At 71.4% G+C, this 14,687-nt stretch carries 14 protein-coding genes; 6 read left to right on the plus strand and 8 right to left on the minus strand.

The genetic code is table 11. The features are described from left to right. Positions 1-11: 11 nt before the first annotated feature. From ABD743_RS25920 to ABD743_RS25945, 6 genes are all read right to left on the minus strand, one after another. A complete protein-coding gene (locus ABD743_RS25920; RefSeq protein ID WP_344724818.1) occupies positions 12-974 on the minus strand; it encodes a TauD/TfdA dioxygenase family protein in 963 nt (320 codons plus the stop codon). A 381-nt stretch (positions 975-1,355) separates the two neighbouring features. Next, a complete protein-coding gene (locus tag ABD743_RS25925) occupies positions 1,356-1,886 on the minus strand; it encodes a hypothetical protein (RefSeq protein WP_344724819.1) in 531 nt (176 codons plus the stop codon). A 57-nt stretch (positions 1,887-1,943) separates the two neighbouring features. Continuing rightward, the gene (locus tag ABD743_RS25930; RefSeq protein ID WP_344724820.1) at positions 1,944-3,065 is read right to left on the minus strand and encodes an NAD-dependent epimerase/dehydratase family protein; all 1,122 of its coding nucleotides are present in this window, start codon (positions 3,063-3,065) and stop codon (positions 1,944-1,946) included. A 2-nt stretch (positions 3,066-3,067) separates the two neighbouring features. Continuing rightward, positions 3,068-4,432: an MFS transporter gene (locus tag ABD743_RS25935; RefSeq protein WP_344724821.1), complete on the minus strand. Its 1,365-nt coding sequence runs from the start codon at positions 4,430-4,432 to the stop codon at positions 3,068-3,070. A 290-nt stretch (positions 4,433-4,722) separates the two neighbouring features. Next, the gene (locus ABD743_RS25940) at positions 4,723-5,973 is read right to left on the minus strand and encodes an ROK family transcriptional regulator (RefSeq protein ID WP_344724822.1); all 1,251 of its coding nucleotides are present in this window, start codon (positions 5,971-5,973) and stop codon (positions 4,723-4,725) included. Between the two features lie 76 nt (positions 5,974-6,049). Further along, complete coding sequence (locus ABD743_RS25945) at positions 6,050-6,151, minus strand: putative leader peptide (RefSeq protein WP_344724823.1); 102 nt, start codon at positions 6,149-6,151, stop codon at positions 6,050-6,052. A gap of 137 nt (positions 6,152-6,288) precedes the next feature. Here ABD743_RS25945 and ABD743_RS44560 point away from each other — a divergent pair, with 137 nt between their 5' ends. From ABD743_RS44560 to ABD743_RS25970, 6 genes are all read left to right on the plus strand, one after another. Beyond that, complete coding sequence (locus tag ABD743_RS44560; protein WP_379658876.1) at positions 6,289-6,444, plus strand: putative leader peptide; 156 nt, start codon at positions 6,289-6,291, stop codon at positions 6,442-6,444. Between the two features lie 77 nt (positions 6,445-6,521). Beyond that, positions 6,522-7,685 carry an LLM class flavin-dependent oxidoreductase gene (locus ABD743_RS25950; protein ID WP_344724824.1) on the plus strand — a complete coding sequence of 388 codons (1,164 nt, stop codon included), beginning with the start codon at positions 6,522-6,524 and terminating at the stop codon, positions 7,683-7,685. Positions 7,686-7,719: 34 nt separating this feature from the next. After that, complete coding sequence (locus tag ABD743_RS25955; protein WP_344724825.1) at positions 7,720-9,063, plus strand: MFS transporter; 1,344 nt, start codon at positions 7,720-7,722, stop codon at positions 9,061-9,063. 58 nt (positions 9,064-9,121) lie between these two features. Next, positions 9,122-10,408, plus strand: coding sequence for an amidohydrolase family protein (locus ABD743_RS25960; RefSeq protein ID WP_344724826.1), 1,287 nt, complete (start codon positions 9,122-9,124; stop codon positions 10,406-10,408). Positions 10,409-10,559: 151 nt separating this feature from the next. Further along, a complete protein-coding gene (locus tag ABD743_RS25965; protein ID WP_344724827.1) occupies positions 10,560-12,095 on the plus strand; it encodes a GMC family oxidoreductase in 1,536 nt (511 codons plus the stop codon). A 220-nt stretch (positions 12,096-12,315) separates the two neighbouring features. Continuing rightward, positions 12,316-13,368, plus strand: a complete 1,053-nt coding sequence (locus ABD743_RS25970) for a Glu/Leu/Phe/Val dehydrogenase dimerization domain-containing protein (RefSeq protein WP_344724828.1) — start codon at positions 12,316-12,318, stop codon at positions 13,366-13,368. Between the two features lie 57 nt (positions 13,369-13,425). On the opposite strand, the gene ABD743_RS25975 is transcribed toward ABD743_RS25970, so the two are convergent. Both ABD743_RS25975 and ABD743_RS25980 read right to left on the minus strand, forming a co-directional pair. After that, positions 13,426-14,073 carry a pyridoxine/pyridoxamine 5'-phosphate oxidase gene (locus ABD743_RS25975; protein WP_344724829.1) on the minus strand — a complete coding sequence of 216 codons (648 nt, stop codon included), beginning with the start codon at positions 14,071-14,073 and terminating at the stop codon, positions 13,426-13,428. Continuing rightward, complete coding sequence (locus ABD743_RS25980; protein WP_344724830.1) at positions 14,066-14,659, minus strand: helix-turn-helix domain-containing protein; 594 nt, start codon at positions 14,657-14,659, stop codon at positions 14,066-14,068. Before ABD743_RS25980 ends, ABD743_RS25975 begins: the two co-directional genes overlap by 8 nt. Positions 14,660-14,687 lie beyond the last annotated feature (28 nt).

The raw sequence follows: 14,687 nt of genomic DNA on the forward strand, positions 1-14,687 counted from the left end.
CGTCGGGCCGGTCAGTCGACGACGACGGCGTGGTCGGCCGTGAGCGGGCGCCCCGCGAGGAGCTCGGACTCACGGCCGTCGGGCCCGACGGGGCGGTCGCCGATCACCGTGACGCGGTGCAGGGTCCGCCGTACGTCGAGGTGGTCGAGGTCGGCCGGGGCGAGGTGGGCGGTGGCCCGGTTGTCCCAGAAGGCGACACTTCCGGGCTCCCAGCGGAACCGCACGGTGTACTCGGGACGGGTGAGCTCGGCGTAGAGCAGGTCGAGGATCGCCCGGCTCTCCCGCGGCTCGACGTCGACGATGTGGCTGGTGAAGCCGGGGTTGACGAAGAGCGCGCGCTCCCCGGTGACGGGATGGACCCGCACCACCGGGTGGATCGCCACCAGCAGGTTGTCGTTGACACGGCGGGCGTAGGCGGAGCCGCCTGACGGCTTGTCGCTGCCGCCGTAGCGGTGCTCGGCCCGCAGCGTGTCGACGAAAGCGCGGACCGGGGCCGAGAGTCCTTCGTAGGCGGCCACGAGGTTCGTCCAGGTGGTGTCGCCGCCCACCTCGGGCACCACCTCGGCCCGCAGGATGGACGCGGCAGGCGGGTTCACCGCGGCGGTGACATCGGTGTGCCAGCCCGCGACGTAGCTGTACTTCCGCCGGGTGCGGACCGTGTACTCGCCGCCGTAGCGCTTCGCGTACCGCTCGGGGTCGACCGTGAAGATCTCCGGGTGGCCCTCCGGCGGGGTGTCGTCGTGCGGGTGGGCGTAGGTGAGCTCGCCGAAGTGCCTGCCGAAGCGGATCTGCGCGGCGTGATCGAGGTCCTGTCCGCGGAAGAAGATCACCTTGTACCGGTGCAGGGCGTCGGTCAGGCCCGAGACGGTCGTCTCGTCGAGCGGCGCGGACAGGTCGACGCCGGAGATGTCGGCGCCGATGTGTCCGGCCACCGGCCGGACGGAGAGAGCGGTGCGTTCGGGCGCGACGGTCATGTCGGTCCTTTCCTGAAAGTGGCAGCGAACATTCCCCGGCCACGACGCAATGCATGGGACCGGGGTGGTCAAATGTTCGGACTAATGATGCGGAGAGGTTTCAGGCAGCGAGCCGGGTGGCCGCGAATCAGTGGCGCCGAGCGCCGGCGGTCACCCGCAGGTACAGCACCCGGGGCGACATGCCCTGGTCAGGTGCGGCGCGCTCATGTGAACCATCGTGTGTGGGGGACCAGCGGAAGTCAATTTTGCGACTTCTGTAATTAAGTCCGCGCAGGTGGCGGGGCCGAATCCCCATGAGCGCGTATCGGGCTGATCGCTACGAGATCCAGGGTTCGGCCCTGCCGAGGGCGATAACCCGGATCTCGCGGCGATCAGCGACCATCAGGCCCCGGAAGCCGCCTGCCGGCCGAGCCGGCGGGTGCGGTCCTGCGCGTACTGCTCTGCCGAGGCCCGGAGGTACACGCCCCGGGCGACCGGGCCCGGGAACCCGAGGTCCGGCCTGTCGCGCAGCTGGTAGAAGCGGGCCCGGTTGACACCGAGCAACTCGGCGAACTCGTCGACGCCGACCAGGTCGGGGATGGTCGGCTCGTCGGGGCGGTCGTCGATGTCGTCGACGGTCAGTACCCGGAGCTCGATGGGCCGGATCAGGGCGCGCTCCCAGCCCTGGACCTCCCGGACGACAGCGTGGACGGTGCGCTCCAGCTCGAGGAGTGGGTGCGCGTACGCCCCGTCGGTCCGGGGCCGCAGGACGGTCCAGCTGACGCGGCCGTGGTCGGCGGAGAGGGAGGTGCCGGCCAGCGTGGCGTCGGAGCGTCGGGCGATCTCCCGGCCGAGCTGCTGGGCCGCCTGAGGCCCGGCGAGCGGCGGGTCGATGTCGGCGCTCAGCGACAGCGTCAGGGTCACGGGCGGCATCGACCCATCATTCAGCACGGCTGGACACATCATCTGGTTCGGGTGCGTGCTCAGTGCTCAGCTGCTGCCGGCCGGCGGGATCACCCGTTTCGCCTCCAGGCGCTGCAGCAGCTCGACGAACATGTCCTCGGTGTCGATGCATGCGCCGAAACCCGCGTGCCGTACCGCAACGGTGCTGTTCAGCGCCGGCACCGGCTGCCCGGCAGGCGCGCCGCGCATCATGTTGTCCGTGTAGACGAGCGAGTTGTAGCCGACGAGCTCCATGACGTCCGGAGAGCTGGCCAGACCGTACTTCGCGACGATCGCCGCCCACTCCCGCCTGCGGCGGGGCAGCTCCTCGCGCAAGGAGACCTCGCGGGGTTCGCCGAGCGGCATGCCGAGGGTGCGGGCGATGGCCGGCCACACGCCCGCCCACGTGAACACGTCGCCGTTGGTGAGGTTGTACGTGCCACCGGCCGCGGCGGGCGACGTCGCCGCCCAGCTGAGCGCATCGGCCACCAGGTCGGCGTGCACCGCCTCGCGCAGCCACGGCTCGAGGCTGCCGGCCGGATGGTCGAGCGGGCGCCCCTCTTCACGCAGGAGCGCGCCGTACACCGCGATCGGCAGCAGCGGGTTCATGTTGTTGCCTGCGGCCTCCCCGTAGATCACCGTCGGCCGGAAGACGGTCATCTGCCAGGTGCCGTGCACCTGCTTCTCCCGCAGGTAGCTCTCCTGGTCGAAGTAGAAGTTCCGGTGCTCGCGGCGGGGGTCGCGCTCCCGCAACGGGATCCGCAGCCCGTCGTACCCCAGGGACGGGTGGTGCACACCGTACGCCTTGGTGCCGTGCAGCAGGGAGATGTGGCGCAGGCCGGTGGCCACCTCGGAGAGCGGGTCGAACAGGTTGCGCAGCATCAGGGCGTTGCGCTCGATGTTCGTCTCGTCGAGCCAGCCCTCGAACAGCCCCGGCGTCTCCTGCAGCGCCGCGTAGACGAGGTGCGTGACGTCGCCCATCTTCCCGAACAGCTCCCGGGACGCCACCGCGTCGGTGAGGTCGATCGAGTGGAAGGCGGTGTTCCCGGCGTCTTCGGGAACACGCCGGGAGACACCCACGACCTTCCATCCGGGCCGCGCGGCGAACCGCCGGACGGCCGCTTCACCGACGAGGCCGGAGGCTCCTGCCACGAGCACCTTGTTCGTCACGCCTACACCGCAATCTCGTCGAGTTCCTTGCCCGCGTACTCCGTCTTCGCGACGACCAGGCCGATCAGCTGGATGATCAGGAGCACCGGAATGAGGAGGAAAGCCAGCTGGAACGAACCGGTGACGTCGCTGATCAGCAGCGCCAGGAACGGCACACCCTTGCTGATCAAGCCCGCCGTGCCCCACGAGATCCCCTGGCCGAGACCCCGGATCCTCGTCGGGAAGAGCTCGGCCGTGTAGGTCATGATCGTGCCCCACACCCCGATCAACCCGACGTTGGCCAGCAGGCCGAACGTGTAGATCGCCCACGGCTCCGTGCTCAGCGCCCACGGAATGATCGTGACGATACACAGCAGATTGCCCGCGAACATCGCGCTGAGCCGGCTGCGATGGTCGGCGATCCAGCCGAACAGGTAATAGCCGAGCGTGCCGGCGAGCCCCCACCAGATGGTGTACACGCTGTATTCGCTGGTGGTCCACCCGAGTTCGTTGTGCAGGTACAACGGCTGCCAGGCTCCGACGATCGTGAATGCCATCAGGCCGACGACCGGCACGAATATGGCGACGATCGTGCGCCGGCGCTGGTCGGCGAGGAAGAGCTGGCCCAGGCCCGGCTTCTCCGCCTTCCGCTGCCACGCGCTGTCCTCCGCGCTCACCTGCTCGCCGCGTGCCACGGCCGCACGGAGGCGGGTCCTGCGGTCCCGGGCCCGGAGCCAGTACGGCGACTCGGGGCAGAAGAAGCGCACGAACAGGGCGAGGAACGCGACCCCGGCCGGGAGCAGGAAGGCGTACCGCCAGCCGATCGTGGCCACCAGGGTGACGCCGAGCAGGCCGGCGAGTGCCGCGCCGTAGCCGTAGAACGACCGGGCGAAACTCAGCACCGAGGCACGTCGGCGGGCCGGCCACGTCTCGGAGATCAGGCAGGCCGCGACGCCCCACTCACCGACCTGCGCACACAGGTACAGGCCGTAGAACGCGATGAACGACAGCCAGTTCCAGGACAGTGCGACCAGGACGAGCGACAAGGCGCACAGGACGATGTTGATGATGAAGCAGGGCCGCCGCCCGATCCTGTCGGCCAGCCACGGCCAGAAGTAGGTGGCGCCTGCCGACAGGAGCCCGACGAGGAAGAGCGCGAAGGTCAGCTCGTTGAGATCGGCGTCGAAGTCGTCGAGCAGTTGCGGGATGATCAGCGCGTAGACCGCGGTGCCCATCGACTCGATCATGAATCCGAGGCCGCCGGCCCAGGCGATGAACCAGTGCGTCGTCGTGACCCGGTCGCCCGAGATCACATCCTGATATCGCCGCGAATTGATGTGCTTGGATTCAGCCGGACCGACCTGCTGACTCAGCTCTTCGGTGGTCATCGAACACCTGCCTGAATCTCCGCGCGACCCACTCCGTAGGGGGTCGTCCGGCAACGGGGCGTCGCCGAAAGGCGACTGCGATGAAAAGGCTTCCGAAGTTCGAGATGTCGAACGTCGCGGTCCGAGATATCGAATACCGCGTGCTGTGCCGTTCGAATTTAGTCGCGGTACCGAGACGCGTCAACATGGCTGTTTGTACAAATATTACTCATGCTTTACCGGTCGATCGTCCGTAGAACCGGCTCGGACGCCTGACGTACCGGACGCCATGGTCGTGCCTCCGGGGCGGGTCACCCGCGCGCAGGTGGCGGCCCCAATTCCAAGGGGCGCGCATACGCCTCGTGCAACACGATCGATCCCGCCGCCACGCCGAGCGTTCGGGTTCCGAACGAACTCGCCACCACGGTGCGCCGCGGATCGGCGGCGACGTGCGCGCGTTCCGCCACCTCGGTGTGCAGTTCGTCGAGCAGCTCGGGCCGCCGCGTGATCCCGGCCTCGGCCACCACCAGGATCTCCGGGTTGATCACGTCGAGCAGCAGGGCCACTGCGCGGCCGACCAGTCGGGCGCGTTCGCGGAACAGTGCGACAGCCCACGGCTCGTCCGCCTCCAGTGCGGCGAGCACGTCGGGAAAGCGGGCCTCGGGCAGGAGGCCGGTGCCTGCGGCGTGTTCGGCGAGCGCCTGTTCGGCCACCGTGGCCTGGAAGCAGCCGGTGCGTCCGCAGGGGCAACGACCGCCCGCGAGCGTCGGCCCCGACCCGACCGGGAGGTGGCTGACGTCGCCCGCCGCGGACCGGGGACCGTGGTGCACGGTCCCGCCCGTCACGATCGCGGCGTCGACCACGTTGCCGACGAACAGGTGCACCAGGCTCATCCGTGCGCGGGTTCGGTGGGAGCCGATCAACTGCTCGGCGCGGGCCAGGGCGCGGGAGTGGCTCTCGACGCGCACCGGCAGGCCGAGCTTCCCCTCCAGCACCGCCTGCGCCGGCACGTCGCGCCAGCCCAGCTGCGTGTGCCGCACGACGACCCCGCGCGCAGGGTCGATCCACCCGCCGCTGGCCAGCCCGACCCCGAGTGGCCTGCGTCCGCGGGTGTGCTCGTCGAGGAAGGCGACCATCCGGTCCCCGGCGTCGGCGAGCACGGCCTGCGCTGCGCGGTCCCGGTGCGGGATCCGCTGCTCGGCGAGCACCCGACCGCGCAGGTCCATCAGCACGAGTGTCGTGTGGCGCAGTGCGATGTGGATCCCGCCGGCCAAATGGGACCGCGTGTCGATGTCCACGGGGACGTGCGGGCGCCCGATCGCGGGACGCGGCCTGCGCACCGGTCGCTCGCGGATCAGGCCGAGATCGGCGAGCTCGGTCGACTGACGGCTCACCGCCGCCGCCGAGAGCCCGGTGAGCCTGGCGACGGTGCTGCGGGCCACCGGCCCGTGGTCGAGGATCGTGCGCAGAACGGATGCCGCGGTCGCGGTGCGCCGGCCGTCGCCGGCGAGCTGGTCACCGCCGTCGGGCTGCGGGGCGGGGGCGCGGAGGAGTGCGTGCATCGATGTCCCTGCCTGGATGGGCCCATCGTGCGTGAGCCCGTGACGGGTGCCTGCGGCCTGATGCGCGCGACGTGGATCAGTCGCGCGCGACGGGCGCCGCACACAGCGCGCTCGCCTGCCGACGGAGGTCGACGTGGCGGCGCGCCTTCAGCGTGGCGGCCTGGGACATCCCGGACATCGTCGCAGAGCGGCACCGGCCCGAGGCAGTGGTCGCCGTCACAATTTCTGATCGAATTCCTGGCGGTCCGACATTTCGACGGACATTTCCTGCCGACTGCTGAAGTATGGGAACGGGAAGCGGTAAATGTTCGAACGATGGGTCGGCATGGGAGTAGGGCCGAACTCGCACATCACATTTGGTTGCGCGAACTCCGCGCGCGTGCTCGGGTGGTATCCGTGAACGGGGTTCTGCTCACGCAGCGTCGGCATGTCGACCTCTGCCGACTCGCGTCCTGCGTGTGTCCTGGCTGACGCGCCACCCCGCCGGTTTTCTTGCCCGTGCCCGTCGGCCGGGCGCTTCCCCGCGAAATCGTTGAAGAAGGTTCGCCGTGTCTCCTGCTCCTCTGACCGCGCACTGGTTCCTGCCCACCTATGGCGACGGCCGCCAGCTCGTCGGGGGCGGGCACGGCGTCGGCGTCGGTTCTGCCGGTGGCGTCCGGCCCGCCTCGATCGGTTACCTGACCCAGGTGGCCCGCGCCGCCGAGCAGGTCGGCTTCGTCGGTGCCCTCACTCCGACGGGGGCGTGGTGCGAGGACGCCTGGCTCACCACGGCGATGCTCGTGGCCGAGACCGAGCGGCTGAAGTTCCTCGTCGCGTTCCGCCCCGGATCGGTCTCACCGACGCTCGCCGCACAGATGGCCGCCACCTACCAGCGGCACTCGGGTGGCCGGCTGCTGCTCAACGTCGTCACCGGCGGCGAGCCGGCGGAGCAGCGGGCCTACGGCGACTTCCTGGACAAGGACGCCCGCTACCGCCGCACCGGGGAGTTCCTCGAGGTGGTGCGGGCGTTGTGGCGGGGCGAGAAGGTCGATCTCGACGGCGAGCACGTCCGCGTCGAGAACGCGTTCCTCGATCGCCTGCCCGACCCGGTGCCGCCCATCTTCTTCGGGGGCTCGTCGCCCGCGGCGGGTGACGTCGCGGCCGAGCACGCCGACGTCTACCTGACATGGGGTGAGCCACCCGCGCAGGTCGCCGAGAAGATCGACTGGATCCGCCGCCTCGCCGCGAAGCGCGGGCGCACGATCCGCTTCGGTATCCGCCTGCACGTGATCACCCGCGACACCTCGGAGCAGGCCTGGTCCCACGCCGAGTCGCTGCTCGAGGCGATCGACCCGGCCGCGATCGAGCGTGTGCAGGCCGGTCTCGCCCACAGCGAGTCGGAGGGGCAGCGGCGGATGCGCGCCCTGCACGGCGGGTCGACGGCGAACCTGGAGGTGGCGCCGAACCTGTGGGCGGGCGTCGGTCTCGTCCGCGGTGGCGCCGGAACCGCGTTGGTGGGCAGCCACAGCGAGGTCGCCGACCGGATCGCCGAGTACCACGCCCTGGGCATCGAGGAGTTCATCCTGTCCGGTCACCCGCACCTGGAGGAGGCCTGGTGGGTCGGTGAGGGCGTGCTGCCCATCCTGGAGCGACGCGGCATCTGGAAGCGACCCGGCGGCCAGGCCCCGTCCGTTCCGGAGTCGCGGACCGTCCCGTTCGCCGCGGCCCAGTGAGGGCTCGGGGCCCGGTGACGGGGGAGGGCGAGCGATGAGCACGGCCGCGGTCCTCGCAGAACGTCCACCTGACGGGCCACCGCCCAGGACCCGCACCATCCTCCTGGCGAGCCTGGTCGGCACCACCGTCGAGTGGTACGACTTCTTCCTCTACGCCACGGCCGCGGGGCTGGTGTTCCCGCAGCTGTTCTTCCCCGTCGGCAACGAGCTCGTGGGCACCCTGCTGGCCTTCGGCACGTTCGCCGTGGGGTTCGTCGCCCGCCCCATCGGCGGGGTCCTGTTCGGGCACATCGGCGACCGGCTCGGGCGCAAGCGCACGCTCGTCGCCACGATGGTGCTGATGGGAGCGGCCACGGCGCTCATCGGGCTGCTGCCCTCGTACGCGTCGATCGGTGTCGCCGCGCCGGTGCTGCTCGTGGTGCTGCGCGTGCTGCAGGGCCTGGCCGTGGGCGGTGAGTGGGGCGGCGCCGTGCTGCTGGCGGTGGAGAACGCGCCGCCGGGGTCGCGCGCCCGCTTCGGGAGCGTGCCGCAGATCGGCCTGGGCCTCGGGCTCGCGCTGGGTACCGGGGTGTTCGCCCTGCTCGGCGAGGTGCTCGACGACCAGGCGTTCCTGGCTGTCGGGTGGCGCGTCGCGTTCGTGCTGAGCGTGGTGCTGGTCGTGGTGGGGCTGCTGGTGCGGCTACGGATTCTCGAGACGCCCGAGTTCCGCAAACTGCGCGACAGCGGTGGGACGGCGCGGGCGCCCGTGGTCCAGGTCTTCCGCACGTCCGGCCACCGCCGCGGTCTCGTGGCGGGGATGCTCGCCCGGTGGGCGGAGGGGGCGGCGTTCAACACCTGGGGCGTCTTCGCCATCACCTACGCCACGGCGACCGTCGGGATGAGCAAGATCGTCGTGCTCCTGGCCGTCACCGGTGGCGCGCTGCTGATGGCGGCGTTGACGCCGGTGGCGGGCCTGCTCGCCGACCGGTTCGGGCGGCGGCTCGTGTTCGGCACCGGTGTGGCCGGATTCGGGATCACCGTCGTGCCGTCGTTCTTCGCCGTGCACAGCGGGATCACGTGGCTGGTCGTGGTGGTCCTGCTGCTCCAGCTGGGTGTCTGGTACTCACTGATGACCGGCGCGGAGTCGACGCTGTTCGCGGAGCTCTTCGACACCGACGTCCGCTATACGGGGATGTCGCTGGTCTTCCAGGGATCGGGCATCTGGGCGTCCGGGCTCACCCCGGTGATCCTCACCGGGCTGCTCGCTCTTGGCGCAGGAACGCCGTGGTGGGCCGCGGGCTACCTGGCAGCCACCGCACTGATCAGCCTCGTCGCCATCGTGCTCATGCCGCGATGGATCCGCTGGCGTCCACAGTGGACGAAGGGAACACGCTGGTAGTCACCAGTGCTGATCGGCCCACGCCCGTCGGTGCGGTGCGGGTTGCTACAACTGGTCCGTGCTGACGGTGCGTGGGGCCGACCTGGTGTGGACGGGCGTGGTCGAGCAACCCGGTGGGGAGATCGCCTGCGGGCCTGACGGCCGCGTGGCCGACGGCCCGGTCGAGGGCGAGGTCCTCGACGCCTCGGGCTGTGTCGTCACGCCGGGGCTGGTCAATGCTCATCACCACCTGCTGCAGTCGGCGTTCCGGACCCTTCCGGGCACACGGGGCGTCCCGATGCGGGAGTGGCTGCCGCGGATGGCCGCCGCCTACGCAGCGGTCGGTGTCGACGGCGAGCTCACGCATGCGGCGGCGAGCGTCGGGCTGGCCGAGTCGCTGCTGTGCGGGGTGACGACCGTGGCCGACCATCACCTCACCTGGCCTCCGACCGCAGGTGACGGGGTGGAGCTGGCCTCGGCGGTCGCCGCGGCCGCGCAGGAGCTCGGCGCGCGTCTGGTGTTCGTGCGCGGCAGCGCCCGCGACGACCCCCAGTCCGCGGCGGCGTCGGCGGATGCGATCGCGTCGCGGCTGGGCGGCGACGCCACCGGCATGATTCAGGTGGCGGTGGGGCCTGCGGGGGTGCACAGCGACGCGCCCGAGACGTTCGCACTGCTCGGCGAGGTCGCGCAGCGGCACGGGCTGCGCCGGCGCACGCAGGCGAACGAGCAGGTGGACGTGGAGGTGGCCGCGGAGCGCTACGGGCGACGGCCGCTCGAGCTGCTCGACGAGTGGGGCTGGCTCGCCCCCGACGTCACGCTCGCGCACCTCTGCGGCGTGACGCCCGGTGAGATCGCCCGGGTCGCCGCGGGCGGGGTGAGCGCCACCCACGCGCCCGGCTGCGACCTGCCGATGGGGTGGGGAGTGGCGCCGATGGCGGCGCTGTCCGACGCCGGGGTCGCCGTGGGGCTGGGCACGAGCGGGGGCGGCAGCAACGACGCCGGGCACCTGCTCGCCGACGCACGGCTCGCGCTGCAGGTCGCGCCGTTGGCCGGGCGCGCGGTGAGCGCGCGGGAGGTGCTCGTCTGGGCGACCGCAGGGTCGGCCGGGGGCCTGGGTCGTGCCGAGCTGGGCCGCATCGAGCCCGGATGCGCCGCCGACCTCGTCTGCTGGGACGTCACCGGTGTCGCCGACGCCGGGGTGGCCGACCCGCTCGCCGGGCTCCTCTGGGCCGGGCCCGGCCGCAGACCGCGTCACGTGGTGGTGGCAGGCCGTGTGGTGGTGCGGGACGGGCAGCTGGTGGCGCGTCCGGAGATCGAGGTGGCCGGGTCGCTGCGTGGGCTGCTCGGCTCCCGCGCAGCCGGCTGAGCGCGGCCCGGCGTTCCAGGAACGATGGAAGCCCGATATGTGCCTGATTGCCACCACTGAAGTCGGGTCTGCCCAGGTCAGGGCCCCGGAATGTCGTGAGGTTGGCCATACAGCGCTGCACCGGTAGGGGCGTCCGGCGTGAACTTGTGGCGTGGCCGACAAGGCAGGGTACGACTACGTGGTGGTGGGTGCCGGCACCGCAGGCTGCGTGATCGCGGCGCGGTTGTCGGAGAACCCGGACGTGCGGGTGCTGCTGATCGAAGCCGGCAGCGGGCAACCGCCGCCCGCCGTGGCGGTGCCGCCCGGGTGGCCTGCCCTGCAGCGGACATCCGTCGACTGGGCGGGCACCACCGTGGTGCAGGGCGCGACCGGCACGGCCATCCCCTGGCCGCGCGGGAAGGTCCTCGGTGGGTCCTCCGCGATCAACGGCATGGCCTTCATCCGTGGGCATCGTTCGTCCTACGACGCATGGCCCGCGGCCGGGGCGAAGGGCTGGGGGTTCGACGACCTGCTCCCGTACCTGCGGCGCAGTGAACGCACCGAGGGGCGGGATCCGGCGCTCCGAGGCGCTGACGGTCCGCTGACGGTGGGGCCGGCGCGGTCGCCGCACCCCGTGGCGGTGGCCGGGCTGACCGCGGCGGCCGAGGCCGGGCATCCGTTGGCGGACGACATCAACGGCGGGCTGGAGGAGGGCTTCGGTTGGTGTGATCTGAACATCGTGGACGGCAGACGGCAGAGCTCGGCCGACGCCTATCTCGTCCCGGTGCTGCAGCGGCCGAACCTCGACGTGGTGACCGACGCGCCGGCCCACCGGCTGCTCCTGTCCGGCGGGCGGTGCACGGGCGTCGAGTACAGCGTGGGTAGCGCACTGCACACCGCGGCGTGCAATGGGGAGGTCGTGCTGGCGGCGGGCACGGTGGGTTCCGCGCAACTGCTGATGCTCTCGGGCATCGGGCCGCAGGAACACCTGCGTGAGGTCGGGGTCGACGTCGCACTGGACCTTCCCGGCGTCGGCTCCAACGTGCACGACCATCCGCGTTCGACCGTGGTCTACAGCTCGCCCGTGCCGATCCCGGCCGGAGTGAACAACCATGCGGAGATGATCGGGCTGGCCCGCAGCCACCTGGCTCAGGACGGGCCGGACCTGCAGTTCCAGGTGCTGGAGATCCCGTATTTCGCGCCTGCCCTGCCGCCCGCCCTTCCGGTGCCCGGCCAGGCCTACAGCGTCGCCCTCGGCAGCATGACCCCCAGCAGCCGTGGCTCGGTACGGCTGTCGGGCTCCCGGCCCGACGCGGCACCACTACTGGACCCGAACTACTACGGCGATCCCCGGGACGTCGAGGTCATGGCCGCGGGGCTGCGCATCGCCCGTGCCATCGGCCGTGCCGACGCGTTGGCTCCGTGGCGGGCCGAGGAGGTGCTCCCAGGACCCGGGGTGCGCGAGGATGACGACGAGGCCGTGCGGCACTACCTGTTCCGGAGCCTGCGGACCTACTCCCACCATGTCGGTTCGTGCCGCATCGGCACCGACGACATGGCGGTGGTCGACACCGAGCTGCGGGTGCGCGGGATCGACGGGCTGCGGGTGGCCGACGCCTCCGTCATGCCCTCCATCGTGTCGGCCAATACCAACGCCACCGTCTACGGCATCGCGGAGCGGGCCGCGGATCTCGTCAAAGCCGGCTGACCCCACAGCCGGTTGAGGTGATCACCGCCGTACCGGCGGGCGCCTGCAGCGTCATCGCTCTCTCTGTCAGCACTCATGGCGATGGCCGGTAGCTGGGATCTGCGTTGGTCATCAGTGGCCGAACGGCGCAGGGTGGAGGGGACAGCGTGGCATCGCGGACAGGACAGGAACGCGATGTCCGCCCCGTCCAGCCCATCATCTCCGAGAGCTGAGGTAGTCGATGTCTGAGCACGGTGCCCTGCAGCACGAGGAAGTCGTGATCCGGCGTGGCCGTCGATCCGGTGCCGCCATCACGGTCGCGGTGCACTCGCGGGCGCTCGGACCCGCCGTGGGCGGTTGCCGTATCTGGACCTATCCCGGCTGGCGTGAGGGAACGGCGGATGCGATGCGCCTCGCGGAGGCGATGACGTACAAGTGTGCGGCCGCCGGTCTCGAGTACGGAGGCGGGAAAACGGTCGTCGCGCTGCCGATGGGAACGGTACTGACCCCCCAGGTGCGCCACGACGTGCTCCACGACGTGGCCGAGATCGTCGCCGGTTTCGACGGTAGCTACTGCGTGGGACCCGACGTGGGCACCGGGCCCGAGGACATGATGGTCATCCGCGAGGTGACGCCCTACTCGTTCTGCCTGCCGCAGGAGCACGGCGGCACCGGGAGCTCGGGCACGCCCACGGCGCTGGGCGTCCAGGCCGCTCTGCGTGCCGGCGCCCGGCACGTCTTCGGCTCGGAGTCGCTGTTGGGCAGGCGGGTGGTGATCGCCGGGTTCGGCTCGGTCGGGTCGCGGCTCGCAGCCGACCTCTCCGCGCAAGGGGCCATGGTCGTCGTCTCCGATGTCGACGACCAGAAGCGCGAGGAGGCGAAGAACGCGGGGTACGGCTGGGTGGATCCGGATCGGGCACTCCTGACCCCGGCCGACGTGCTCGTGCCCGCCGCGGTGGGAGGGGTGCTCAACCCTCGGACCGTGGCCGCTCTCGACGTGCCGCTCATCATCGGGCCGGCGAACAATCAGGTGACCAGCGACTCGGTCGCACAGCTGCTCGCCGACGCCGGAACGGTGTGGGTCCCCGATTTCGTGACCAGCGCCGGTGGCGTGATCTACGTGCTGAGCCGCGAGGTCGGCGGTCTCGACCACGAGGCAGCCGCGGCACGGGTCGAGGCGATCGAGGAGACCGTGAACCACGTGCTCGACGCCGCTCGCACGGCCGGCACCACCCCGCTGCACGAGTCGATGGCACTCGCGCAGCGCAGGCTCAGCGCCGCGGCGACGCAGTAGCCGACGGCTTTCCGCCGACCTGGGCGGGCGTCCCCTCGAGGGGTGGGAAACGCCTGGTCACGGCAGGACCGGGAAGCAGCGCCAGCCGTCGGCCGCCTTGTGTGCCGCTGCCCCGGAGCGGCGGTCGCCGTCGAGGACGAAACGGGTCTTTCCGGGCGGGGTCACCTCGGTGCCGGCCTGCCAGAAGTCCACGCGGTCGGGTACGAGCCGGATCGTCGTCCAGCTCGGGGGCATCTCCCGGGTGGCGGGGTCGCGCGCCGCGGAGTCGTCGAACGAGCGCTCGACGGCCCCGCGCTCCACCTCGTAGCGCGGGGCCACGAGACCGGGCGCCAGGGCCTCGTAGACCCAGGCGATCAGCTGGAGCTGCCGCGGCCGGGTGGGGAACGCGACCCGGGACGCCGCGGCGTCGAGCTCCGCTGCCCGGCCCTGCAGCACCACCTGGCGACCGAGCGCCGGCCAGTGGAACACCGCCGAGACCGCGGGGTTCCGCTCCAGATCGCGGGTCTTCGTCGTGGGCCTGGAGGAGTGGAACTGCACGGCGGCGGCGTCGATCGCCGTCACGAGGACCGTCCTCGCGTGTGGCACGCCGTGCGCGTCGGCCGTGGCGAAGGTCATCGTGCTCGGCAGCGGGAGACCTGCGGCCTCGGCCTCCGCCACCCAGCGGGCCAGTACGTCGAGCGGGTTGCCCGCGAGCTCCTCACGCATCGCGCCCCCCGCTGTGGATGACGAGCACGACGCACGGCTCCGTGCCGAGCCGGCGGAACCGGTGCTCGACGAGCCCCGCGTAGGCAATCGTGTCGCGGGCGTCCAGCGTGGCCGTCCGGGCGTGACGCGACTCGCGCAGCTCCACCTCGATGCGCCCGCTGGCGACGTAGAGCATCTCCCGCCGCTCGTGGCTGAAGTACTCCCCGAACTCGGCGGGCACCCCGACGAACTCCGTGACGTCGGTGCCGGCCGCGTCGTGCAGCAACAACCGCGCGCCGCCCGTTTCGACGTCGACGAGCGCGGCGGTGCTCCCACGGACCGGCTCGTCGGACGGTCCACCCGCCGCCAGCGCAAGCAGCCTCTGCTGGGTCGTGCTGAGCGCAGCGGCGATCCGGAAGAGCGAGCGCATCGACGGCCGGGTGCGCCCGCGTTCGAGTTGGGACAGGAACGGCTGCGAGAGCCCGGAGGCCGCCGCCACCTGCATCAGCGTCAGGCCGCGGTCCTGACGTACGCCCCGGATCGCGCGTCCGAGCCGCACTTCCGCGTCGCGCTGTTCTTCCGGCGAATCTTGTCGGGTCCTGCGCACCATCGGCATGTTCACACGTCCGCGAATA

It is taken from the genome of Pseudonocardia yunnanensis (assembly GCF_039534065.1).
In the GTDB taxonomy this organism is placed as follows: Bacteria; Actinomycetota; Actinomycetes; order Mycobacteriales; family Pseudonocardiaceae; genus Pseudonocardia; species Pseudonocardia yunnanensis.

Coding starts and splice junctions, on each gene's coding strand:
- ABD743_RS25920 (WP_344724818.1), bottom strand. CDS start 974: ATGACCGTCGCGCCCGAACGCACCGCTCTCTCCGTCCGGCCGGTGGCC.
- ABD743_RS25925 (WP_344724819.1), bottom strand. CDS start 1,886: ATGCCGCCCGTGACCCTGACGCTGTCGCTGAGCGCCGACATCGACCCG.
- ABD743_RS25935 (WP_344724821.1), bottom strand. CDS start 4,432: ATGACCACCGAAGAGCTGAGTCAGCAGGTCGGTCCGGCTGAATCCAAG.
- ABD743_RS25940 (WP_344724822.1), bottom strand. CDS start 5,973: ATGCACGCACTCCTCCGCGCCCCCGCCCCGCAGCCCGACGGCGGTGAC.
- ABD743_RS25945 (WP_344724823.1), bottom strand. CDS start 6,151: ATGTCCGGGATGTCCCAGGCCGCCACGCTGAAGGCGCGCCGCCACGTC.
- ABD743_RS44560 (WP_379658876.1), top strand. CDS start 6,289: ATGGGTCGGCATGGGAGTAGGGCCGAACTCGCACATCACATTTGGTTG.
- ABD743_RS25955 (WP_344724825.1), top strand. CDS start 7,720: ATGAGCACGGCCGCGGTCCTCGCAGAACGTCCACCTGACGGGCCACCG.
- ABD743_RS25970 (WP_344724828.1), top strand. CDS start 12,316: ATGTCTGAGCACGGTGCCCTGCAGCACGAGGAAGTCGTGATCCGGCGT.
- ABD743_RS25975 (WP_344724829.1), bottom strand. CDS start 14,073: ATGCGTGAGGAGCTCGCGGGCAACCCGCTCGACGTACTGGCCCGCTGG.